This is a genomic window from Okeania hirsuta (assembly GCF_003838195.1).
In the GTDB taxonomy this organism is placed as follows: domain Bacteria; phylum Cyanobacteriota; class Cyanobacteriia; order Cyanobacteriales; family Microcoleaceae; genus Okeania; species Okeania hirsuta.
The window spans coordinates 37,444-47,201 of the sequence record NZ_RCBY01000037.1 but is presented as its reverse complement, the minus strand read 5'-3'; the positions used below and the strand labels follow the sequence as shown (position 1 = coordinate 47,201).

The following is a 9,758-nucleotide window of genomic DNA, read 5'->3' as shown; positions in this document are numbered from 1 at the left end:
AAAGCCAAAAATTTATCGCTTTTAGGCAACAGGCAACAGGCAACAGGCAACAGGGAATATATAGAAAAAGAGTATTTTTGCAAATATTGAGATGTACCTATTGAGATGCATCCTCTTTAATTATGGCTTACCGATTAAATTTCAAACCATTGACTGAGATAGGCTAAAGCCTTTTTTGGGTTGAAAAAAATACCAGGTTTTCAGTCCAAAACCCTCAAAAAGTTAGCATAAAAGGCATAATAATTGCAGAAAAATCACTCTAATAATTGTTCCGACTACCTCCTAATTAAATTCTATTCTCCGCTCCTCCTAACTACTCCCCCACTCCCCTACTTCCCTACTCCTGAAAAAAACTTTTTCAGCAAACCCTAATTGAAGGCGATCGCCATTCCGATTAAGACCAAGCGGGATGAGATAATATAGAGGCAAACATTCGCACCCCACGCAGTAAATTGGATAGAGGTAGATGGCCTTTTGGCGCACTCAAATCCCAGGTAAATTCATTTGGATATCTCGTCCAAGTATTGCCATTTTTCCAGCCAATTTTGGGCAGCAACTTATCCCAATTTTTACCTACCCTTAACCACATTTCTCTCTGTACAGAATACCCAAATTTACCTTCTGAATAAACCAACCACATAGTATTAATAGTCTGGAAATCTGGAATAGGAATACTATCTACTTCTGAAAAATAAAGCCATTTTCTTTGTATAGCTGCCTCTCCTGCCAATTCACACAATTTTTGCATAGTTAATTTATCAGCTTCTAAAAAATCTTGATGAGCTAGTTTGATTTGTATATGACTATAGTCAACATTAGATTCTGATTTGATCGGTACAATTCCTAGAGGAAAGTTTTTATTTATAAATTCATCAACTTTCGATGAATCTATTTGACGTAAAACTTGGTATATTTTTCCTGAAATTATAGTAGGTGAATCTGATTTTTGTGCTTGTAAAAATTCCATTAATATTTGCCAACCATCATTCCCTGTTTGGGCCAAAATAGGAATTACTTGTAGCTGTTTTTTTTCAGAACCAGATTCTAATTGAGACTGCAGTTCAGCTATATTAGATGAAGCGTTTGTTGTAGAATTAATCCTTGATTCTGTCATAAAATTACTGTGTATTTCAGCTTTTGAAGTTATATGAAATATAAAAAAGAATGCTACGAATAATTTAGCTGGTTAAAAAACTTTACCCAGAAATGTCGATTTGACTCAAAACAGAGTTTTACTCTAATAAATGATATGTAGGTTGTTCCTACTAACTCGGCCCTCCTGTACCTCGCCCTACTGATGGCTCCCCTACCTGACTCCTGGAAACAGCCGTGCGTATTTGTAGCCAAAATCTTAGTATTTCATATTAATTGGTAATTTACAACTATTTATTATCTAAAATACGATTAATAATTGCAGTAGTGGAAGTCGAAACTTCTATTTGAACTAAAGAAATTTTACCACCATATCCCATAACTATTGATGCTTCGGGTAATGTTTCAACCGAATAGTCCCCACCTTTAACATAGATATCAGGTTTCAGCCGTTCTATCAGATGAGTAGCAGTCGTTTCATCAAACATTACTACTCCGTCCACTGGTTTCAGAGCGACTAAAACTTCTGCCCGTTGGTCTTGGGGAATAATTGGCCGCACAGGATATCCCGATTGTTGTGGCTTAATTTTTTGTACCGATCGATCACTATTTAACCCTACTATTAGCGAGCGTCCCAAAGATTTAGCTGCCCATAAATAGCGAATATGTCCTGCATGAAGTAGATCAAAGCATCCATTTGTAAATACTAAAGGTCGCCAATCAGTTGGTTGAAAATTGATTGTCTGTTCTAGTTCAATTAAATTGTACAAACCAGAAATTAGTTTTTGGGAGTCCATTCTTTAATATTTATCTTTAATGTTTGATCTTCATTGACGTTTTGTCCAGTAGGTACTTGATATCCATTTTCAAAAGCATAACGAACCAACTGGGAGCGATTTTCTAAACTTAACTTTCTCATTATTTTACTCAAATGAGTTTGTACAGTTCGAGGACTAATAAATAGGCGATCGCTGATCTGTTTATTTGTCAAACCTTGAGCTACTTCCCAAAAAACTCTTTCTTCTGCTGGAGTTAGAGGTAGTGGTTCGGGGATTTCCTGAGATTTTGTTGTTTGAGTTAGATGCTTTTCAATAAGCTTTTTTATTTCCAAATGAACTCGACGAGAACGGTCTAATTGAGCCTCAATTTTTGCTACCAATTCTCGCATTTCAACAGGCTTATTTATATAATCATCTGCTCCCATAGATAAACCCAAAATTCTGTCTTCTAACTCTCCTTTACTCGATAGAAATATAAATGGTACTAATTTACCTAAATCACTAGAGCGTAAACGTTGACAAAATTCCAAACCATCCATTTGTGGCATCATTATATCAGAAACAATTAAATCCGGATTTAATTGTTCTAATATTGATAGTGCATCTAAACCAGAATTTGTATCTTTGACCTCATATCCTTGTAATTCTAGATGTCGTTTTAATAGAATTCTTAAGCTGTCTTCATCATCTACTATTAGTATTTGTTTCTTGTTCTCAATGTTATCGTTCATTGCTGATTTAATCCTCCTCGTTTACCCATTTATACTAGAATAATATCTTTTTTTAATATGATATAGTAGATCTAGTAATTTCAAATAAGAATGAAACACTTTTTCTGCTGAAAGTCTTTCAAGGCAAGAAACCCTTGTCTCAATCTAAACTGAAATGACTATATTTGTGATTTTCATTAGTATTTTTTTTTGTCGACTGTAGTTTTTAGCATTATTTCTTGTTTTTAACAATTACTGAATCAATTAATTTTTTTGAGATTGTTATTTAACTTAATACGCAATCTTTCCTAATTTATTTGAAAATTACTATAAAAAAGTCAATATGATAGGTTTGAAGATCAAAAATAAAACTGTTAAAATAAGCTTAGTCAAGTAAAAAAATTGGGTATTGTAAAAAATGGTAGCAGTTTGGACTATTTATAGACCATTATTACACAATATATACTTCAGTACCATCAGTAGTAGAGTGCATCCTCAGAATTTAAGACCTGCTATACCCACAAATGAACGATAATTTTATAACTGAGTAAAATGCCATGAAAGCAACAAACATTCGTCAATATTCCTCCATAGCTGCTAGGACTCTTACAATAGTAGGGATAATTATGATTTTGTCTTCTCTACTTGACTTTGTAGTATTGTCAATTCCTTTCAATATAAGTAGTAGAGCATGGCAAATTGGTCTAGTGACACAGTTAGTTGATCGAGGAATTATTCCTATGGTAGGAATGGCCTTATTATTTACAGGCTATTGGGTAACCAGTAATTCTGGCCTCCAAAATAACTCCACATCCTCCATATTAGATTTGAGATTTTGGGGACTTTTACTAGCGAGCTTATTAGGACTAATATATTTGTTACTATTTCCTCTACATTTAAATAATACTCGTCTAGCTCGGGCAGAGGCCATTGAACGAATAAATCAGCAAGCAAGTACAGCTGAAACACAATTAGAAGCTCGTGTCAGTACCAGCGAATTTCAAAATCAGATACAACAAAGACAAAGTCAATTAAAAAATCAATTTAGTACTTTGTTAGGAGATGAAACTAGGCTGAATGAAGCGTTAGAAAATGAACAATTATCAGAGCAAGTGAAAAGCTTGTTAGAACAATCAAAACAAAATCCTCAAATTATAGATGAATTTCTCAATCGTCAGGCACAACAATTACCAACTCAACTTTTAACTAGAATTCGTACTCGCAAGCAAGAATTAGAAGAACAAGCTAACAGCAATTCTTTTAAATCAAGTGTTAGAACAGGTTTTAGCAGTTTACTTTTAGCAGTAGGCTACATTATGATTGGTTGGACAGGTTTAAAAAATATGGGAATTATTAAAGGTAAAGGACGTCGCCAAAATCCTGCTAGATAGTTAATTGAATGCAAAATAATATCTCACAATATTTACAGTATTTAGAGATAAGAACTTTAAATAATTAGGTAGGGCATTCAACAATTAATAATTAATAATTAACAATTAATAATTACCTCTCCTTAAAAACAAGAGGGTTGACGCAAAAGGGAAATTTTTTTTATTTTTTATCCTTTAAAGGAAAGGCTGTAAACCTTAATTATTAGGTAAGAGTTAATTGTTGACAGTAAGGATAAGGTATAAACTTCATCCTAATGATCAATGCCCTACCTTTGAATATCATAATTTCATTTCCGCATTTACGAGCTTAATAACAAAGAGCAGTTACTAAAATTTACCGAATGTTCTCAATTTATATACTGACTTACAACGAAGAGATAGATATCGCTGCTTGTATTGGGTCAGCAATGTTGTCAGATGACATTATAATAGTAGACTCCTTAAGTAGCGATCGGACTGTAGAAATAGCAAAACATTATAATGTAAGAATAGTTCCACACAAATTTGAAAGCCATGGAAAACAACGAACATGGATGCTAGAGGAAGTTCCTACAAAATACGAATGGGTCTATATCCTAGAAGCAGATGAACGAATGACCCCGGAATTATTCAACGAATGCCTAGAAGTAATAAACAGTCAAAAAGAATATATTGGGTATTATGTTGCAGAGCGGGTCATGTTTATGGGGACTTGGATTCGCTACAGCACACAATATCCCCGGTACCAGATGCGCTTATTTCGTAAAGACAAAGTATGGTTTACCGATTATGGTCACACAGAAAGAGAAGTTTGTGACGGTCCCACAAGTTTTTTGAAAGAAACTTATCCCCACTACACCTGTAGCAAAGGAATTTCTCGGTGGATAGAAAAGCACAATCGCTATTCTACAGATGAAGCAGCAGAAACAGTTAGACAACTAGAAACAGGAAACGTATCTTGGAAAAATCTATTTTTTGGAGTTTCAGAAGTAGATAGAAGACGTGCCCTCAAAGATTTTTCCTTACGCTTGCCCTTTAGGCCAATAATTCGCTTCATATATATGTATATTTTCCTGAAAGGATTTCTTGATGGCCAAGCAGGATTAGCTTGGTGTACCTTGCAAGCTTTCTACGAATATCTCATACTAATTAAAGTCTGGGAAATAAAAAATATGCCTGTACCATCATTAACTTCAGTCATCGATGCCAATTCATCAAAAGTAGAAATAGAGGCACAAGGGTGAAATATAACTTAACCATTGGAACAACTGCTAAATAGCTATACTGATTAAGTTGTTGAGTTTACTGATTATATTATGTAGCCCCACCCACAAAGGCTGATTCATAACTTGAGTATTGCAAGGTAAATCAAAATTAATCGTCAATATTCCCCAGTAAAAATCGTAAATCTACACAAAACCTAAATAAATTTAAAGTATGCATCTGAGCGAAATTTCTCATCCTAACCAGTTGCAGGGTCTTTCAATTCATCAATTAGAAGAAATTGCTAGACAAATAAGAGAAAAACATCTAGAAACTGTTGCCACCAGTGGAGGACATCTAGGTCCGGGATTAGGAGTAGTAGAACTGACCCTGGGTCTCTACCAAACTCTCGATCTAGATCGGGACAAAGTCCTATGGGATGTCGGCCACCAAGCTTATCCCCACAAAATTATCACGGGTCGATATCACAATTTCCATACCTTGCGGCAAAAAGATGGGGTGGCAGGTTATCTAAAACGTTGTGAAAGCAAATTCGACCATTTCGGTGCGGGTCATGCTTCTACAAGTATCTCTGCTGCTTTAGGAATGGCCTTAGCTAGAGATATGAAAGGAGAGAATTTTAAGGTAGCAGCAATTATCGGTGATGGCGCTCTAACTGGTGGTATGGCCTTAGAAGCTATTAACCATGCAGGTCACTTACCTAAAACTAATATGCTGGTAGTGCTAAATGATAATGAGATGTCCATCTCTCCTAATGTGGGAGCTATTTCTCGCTATCTTAACAAAATGCGCCTCTCTCCACCAATCCAGTTTCTCAAAGATAATTTAGAAGAACAATTCAAACATATTCCCTTTGTAGGTGAAACCTTTACACCAGAAATGGAAAGGCTCAAAGAAGGGATGAAGCGTTTGGCAGTATCAAAAGTGGGAGCAGTTATTGAAGAATTGGGCTTCACTTATATTGGTCCTGTTGATGGACATAACTTAGAAGAACTAATTACAACCTTCAAGCAAGCTCACGAAATTCCTGGGCCTGTATTAGTTCATGTTTCTACAACTAAGGGTAAAGGATATGCGGTGGCAGAAGAAGATCAAGTCGGCTATCATGCTCAAAATCCCTTTAATCTAGCTACTGGCAAAGCTTTACCAGCAAACAAGCCAAAGCCTCCCAAATACTCTAAAGTTTTTGCCCATACCCTGGTTAAACTTGCCGAAAATAATCCTAAAATTATCGGTATTACTGCTGCCATGGGAACTGGTACCTGTCTGGATAAACTTCATGCTAAGTTGCCAAAACAATATATTGATGTTGGTATTGCCGAACAACACGCTGTTACTCTAGCTGCGGGGTTAGCTTGTGAAGGGATGCGACCTGTGGCGGGTATTTACTCGACTTTCTTACAACGAGCTTATGACCAAATTATCCATGATGTTTGTATTCAAAAGTTACCTGTGTTCTTCTGTTTAGACCGCGCTGGAATTGTGGGATCTGATGGCCCTACTCACCAGGGAATGTATGATATTGCCTATTTACGTTGTATCCCCAATATGGTAATCATGGCACCTAAAGATGAGGGTGAGTTGCAACGGATGGTGGTTACTGGGATTAACTATACAAATGGTCCTATTGCGATGCGGTATCCTCGTGGTAATGGTTATGGTGTGCCATTAATGGAAGAGGGTTGGGAAGCTATTCCTATTGGTAAGGGTGAAATTCTCCGTAATGGCGATGATGTTTTGATATTGGGCTATGGTTCGATGGTACATCCTGCCGTGCAAACTGCCGAAATTCTCAGCGAACATGGTATTGCAGCTACAGTGGTAAATGCTCGTTTTGTCAAGCCTTTGGACACAGAATTAATTTTGCCTTTGGCACAACGTATCGGAAAAGTTGTGACTATGGAGGAAGGTTGTTTGATGGGTGGCTTTGGTTCGGCAGTTACGGAAACATTGATGGATAATAATGTGCTTGCACCTGTGTTACGTTTGGGTGTACCTGATAAGTTGGTAGATCATGCTAAACCTGATGAGTCGAAGGCAGATTTAGGTTTGACTCCTTCTCAGATGGCAGAACGTATTTTGCAGAGTTTTAAGTCGAAGTTATCCACTGTTAACGTTTAATATTTTTGTTGGAAGTTTTTAAATAGACTTCTGGTGAAAAGTTAATTTAGGGAGATTCCATGGAACCTCCCTACAAGTTTTTCTCTTAAAGGCTTATTTGCTGTCTTATTTAATTTTTATTCTTAAGTAGAAAAAGCAAAATTTATGCAAAAGGGGAAATAATGGACAACGCGGTACACCGGAACTATAGCTACATTAAAGTGCATCCGATCGCAGGTGCAATTGGGGCTGAAATCCAAGGGGTAAATCTGGCAGAACCCCTCAAAAGTGAAGTCGTTGAGGAGATTCGCCTTGCCTTTCTCGATCACTTAGCGATCTTTTTCACTAATCAAGAACTTACCCCTCACCAACAGCTTGCCTTCGCCCAGAAGTTTGGTAAGGTAATGGAGTACCCGCTGCTTCAGGGATTGCCTAAATGTCCGCAGATCACACCGGTAGTGAAGTTGGAGCATGAGCGGGCGAACTTTGGGGGTATGTGGCATTCCGATACTACCTATCTAGAGCGTCCACCGATGGGGAGTATCCTCTACGCTGTTGAGATTCCGCCATACGGTGGCGACACTCTTTTCGCCAACCAGTATATGGCTTACGAAACCCTATCGGAAGGTCTTAAGGAGACCCTGCAAGGACTTGTTGGCATCAACACCTCGTCAAAAGCTCATGCCTTTCTAAGCAATGCTAGTCTTGAGCAGGAGGTGATAGTCGGCACCCATCCAGTAGTGCGCACGCACCCAGAAACTGGGAGGAAGGCGCTTTACATAAACACTAACCATACAAAGCACTTTCAGGGGTGGACGGTGTCCGAAAGCCGACCTCTGCTAGACTATCTCTTCGAGCATCAAGTCAGACCGGAGTTCACCTGCCGCTTTCGCTGGCAGCGTGGTTCCCTTGCCTTCTGGGATAATCGCTGCACTCAGCATAATCCGGTGAATGACTATCAAGGGTTCAAACGTATCATGCATCGTGTTACATTGGCTGGGGACAAGCCGTACTGAATGCTGAGAATGTATACCGTTTTACGGAAGTCAAAAGTTAAAAGTCAAAAGTTAAAAGTAAGATTTTATAGGCTTAAAAGTTTGACACTACAGTAATTACAGGAAATTATTTCACACAATAAACAGGGTTTATTACCCTAATTTTTGTTGTTCAAATCACGAAATTTCGTTGATAAGCCCGGTTAAGGAGTTATTGTAACATGGAATATAAATATCACGGTACAGATATAGACGGACCTACTCTCAATCCAGAGGAACTGTACGTTCGGAATAGGAATCTGAACGACCTAATTGGTAATTTGACATTTACTGGGGCTATTTATCACTTATTGATGGGCAAAGAGGCAACTCCATCCCAAGAACAACTTCTCGATCGCTATCTTGCAAGTGCGCTTTCTTCTTTAACAGAGGAGGATACAGCTATAGAAGTGATTAAAACTGTAGTCGCTTCGGGTGCAACTTATTCTCAGGCAATTATTGCAGGGTTAATGGTTGACAAAACGAAGTCATTTGAACAGACGATCGCGCTCGTTGACTTGGAGGCAATAGGATTGGATCGAGACAGTCAAATTGGACTATATTATGTTGGTCTAATTCCTTCCTTAATGGTTATTGCTCTCGAAAGTATCCAGTGGATTAAAGAAAATAAGGAAAAATTTTTTGACCACCAAAAAACTTATGGGAAAAGAGTTTTGACTGAGGGGAAAGACTATATTGAATCTATATTTACGCTTTGTACTAACAGAAATTTTAGCAACTCAACTGAGAGAAAAATATTCAACGATATTATGGTTAGCTTGCATGCTGGTTGGGGGTTTCTTGCTCCCTCAGTTATGTTGCCCAGGGTTGCCACGAGTACGAGAGTTCCTATGCACCAAGCGATCGCAGCAGGTTTTACAGCGGCAGGCCCATCCCATGTTGGAGCTTGCGAAAAAGCAATGGAGTTCTTTACTGCCGTTCACAAACAATGTTCGGGAGATATAGAAGCAGTAACGATCAAGATATTGGAAGATCGCCTGGCTAAAAAGGAGAAGATCCACGGTTTTGGACACCCAATGTTTAAGGCAGATTCAAGAAACCCTCGTCTACGGTCAATTATATCGGAGATCGATATGCGATCGGACTTTCTTCAAATTTATGATATTACGGCAGAGTTTTTGAAAGAGAAACGGGGAATTTATCCAAACATTGATAGCATTAGCGCTGCTGTATTTTTGTCTCTGGGAATGAGACCCCCCTATGGAACAGGACTATTCCTATGTTCGCGGACTTCAGCAATGGTTGCTCATATTCTGGAGCAAAAAGATAAACCTCCTTTTGGTGCTACCAGTGAGGAGATTCGCAAATGGTTTGGTCCTTTTGCTGTTGGTGTGAAGTGAAAATTAATAGATTTGAGAGCATATCAATTAGTATGGAGGTGTGGGGACTAACCCCTACTGCTCCCAGGAGCAAAAGTGTAGAGGCATT

At 38.0% G+C, this 9,758-nt stretch carries 8 protein-coding genes; 5 read left to right on the top strand and 3 right to left on the bottom strand.

What is annotated here, in order from left to right; genetic code table 11:
* Positions 1 to 394: 394 nt before the first annotated feature.
* The 3 genes from D5R40_RS09115 to D5R40_RS09105 all read right to left on the bottom strand — a co-directional run bounded on the left by D5R40_RS09115 (position 395) and on the right by D5R40_RS09105 (position 2,602).
* Positions 395 to 1,114: a GUN4 domain-containing protein gene (locus D5R40_RS09115; protein ID WP_124147524.1), complete on the bottom strand. Its 720-nt coding sequence runs from the start codon at positions 1,112 to 1,114 to the stop codon at positions 395 to 397.
* 268 nt (positions 1,115 to 1,382) lie between these two features.
* Complete coding sequence (gene rfaE2 / locus D5R40_RS09110) at positions 1,383 to 1,889, bottom strand: D-glycero-beta-D-manno-heptose 1-phosphate adenylyltransferase (RefSeq protein ID WP_124147523.1); 507 nt, start codon at positions 1,887 to 1,889, stop codon at positions 1,383 to 1,385.
* Complete coding sequence (locus D5R40_RS09105) at positions 1,871 to 2,602, bottom strand: response regulator transcription factor (protein ID WP_124147522.1); 732 nt, start codon at positions 2,600 to 2,602, stop codon at positions 1,871 to 1,873. The genes rfaE2 and D5R40_RS09105 overlap by 19 nt, the downstream gene beginning before the upstream one ends.
* Before the next feature lie 536 nt (positions 2,603 to 3,138).
* Between D5R40_RS09105 and hpsJ-B the strand changes: the two genes are divergently transcribed.
* From hpsJ-B to D5R40_RS09080, 5 genes are all read left to right on the top strand, one after another.
* Positions 3,139 to 3,972: a hormogonium polysaccharide biosynthesis protein HpsJ gene (gene hpsJ-B / locus D5R40_RS09100; RefSeq protein WP_124147521.1), complete on the top strand. Its 834-nt coding sequence runs from the start codon at positions 3,139 to 3,141 to the stop codon at positions 3,970 to 3,972.
* Between the two features lie 341 nt (positions 3,973 to 4,313).
* Positions 4,314 to 5,195, top strand: coding sequence for a glycosyltransferase family 2 protein (locus D5R40_RS09095; protein WP_124154531.1), 882 nt, complete (start codon positions 4,314 to 4,316; stop codon positions 5,193 to 5,195).
* A gap of 193 nt (positions 5,196 to 5,388) precedes the next feature.
* Positions 5,389 to 7,296, top strand: a complete 1,908-nt coding sequence (gene dxs / locus D5R40_RS09090) for a 1-deoxy-D-xylulose-5-phosphate synthase (protein WP_124154530.1) — start codon at positions 5,389 to 5,391, stop codon at positions 7,294 to 7,296.
* Positions 7,297 to 7,457: 161 nt separating this feature from the next.
* Positions 7,458 to 8,291 (top strand): TauD/TfdA dioxygenase family protein, encoded by an 834-nt coding sequence (locus tag D5R40_RS09085; RefSeq protein WP_124146051.1) that lies wholly within the window; start codon positions 7,458 to 7,460, stop codon positions 8,289 to 8,291.
* A 200-nt stretch (positions 8,292 to 8,491) separates the two neighbouring features.
* Positions 8,492 to 9,670 (top strand): citrate/2-methylcitrate synthase, encoded by a 1,179-nt coding sequence (locus D5R40_RS09080; protein WP_124146052.1) that lies wholly within the window; start codon positions 8,492 to 8,494, stop codon positions 9,668 to 9,670.
* Positions 9,671 to 9,758 lie beyond the last annotated feature (88 nt).

Excerpts from the sequence above, each read along its gene's own strand:
- rfaE2 (WP_124147523.1), bottom strand. The coding sequence starts at position 1,889 with ATGGACTCCCAAAAACTAATTTCTGGTTTGTACAATTTAATTGAACTA.
- D5R40_RS09095 (WP_124154531.1), top strand. The coding sequence starts at position 4,314 with ATGTTCTCAATTTATATACTGACTTACAACGAAGAGATAGATATCGCT.
- D5R40_RS09085 (WP_124146051.1), top strand. The coding sequence starts at position 7,458 with ATGGACAACGCGGTACACCGGAACTATAGCTACATTAAAGTGCATCCG.
- D5R40_RS09080 (WP_124146052.1), top strand. The coding sequence starts at position 8,492 with ATGGAATATAAATATCACGGTACAGATATAGACGGACCTACTCTCAAT.
- D5R40_RS09115 (WP_124147524.1), bottom strand. The coding sequence starts at position 1,114 with ATGACAGAATCAAGGATTAATTCTACAACAAACGCTTCATCTAATATA.
- D5R40_RS09105 (WP_124147522.1), bottom strand. The coding sequence starts at position 2,602 with ATGAACGATAACATTGAGAACAAGAAACAAATACTAATAGTAGATGAT.
- hpsJ-B (WP_124147521.1), top strand. The coding sequence starts at position 3,139 with ATGAAAGCAACAAACATTCGTCAATATTCCTCCATAGCTGCTAGGACT.
- dxs (WP_124154530.1), top strand. The coding sequence starts at position 5,389 with ATGCATCTGAGCGAAATTTCTCATCCTAACCAGTTGCAGGGTCTTTCA.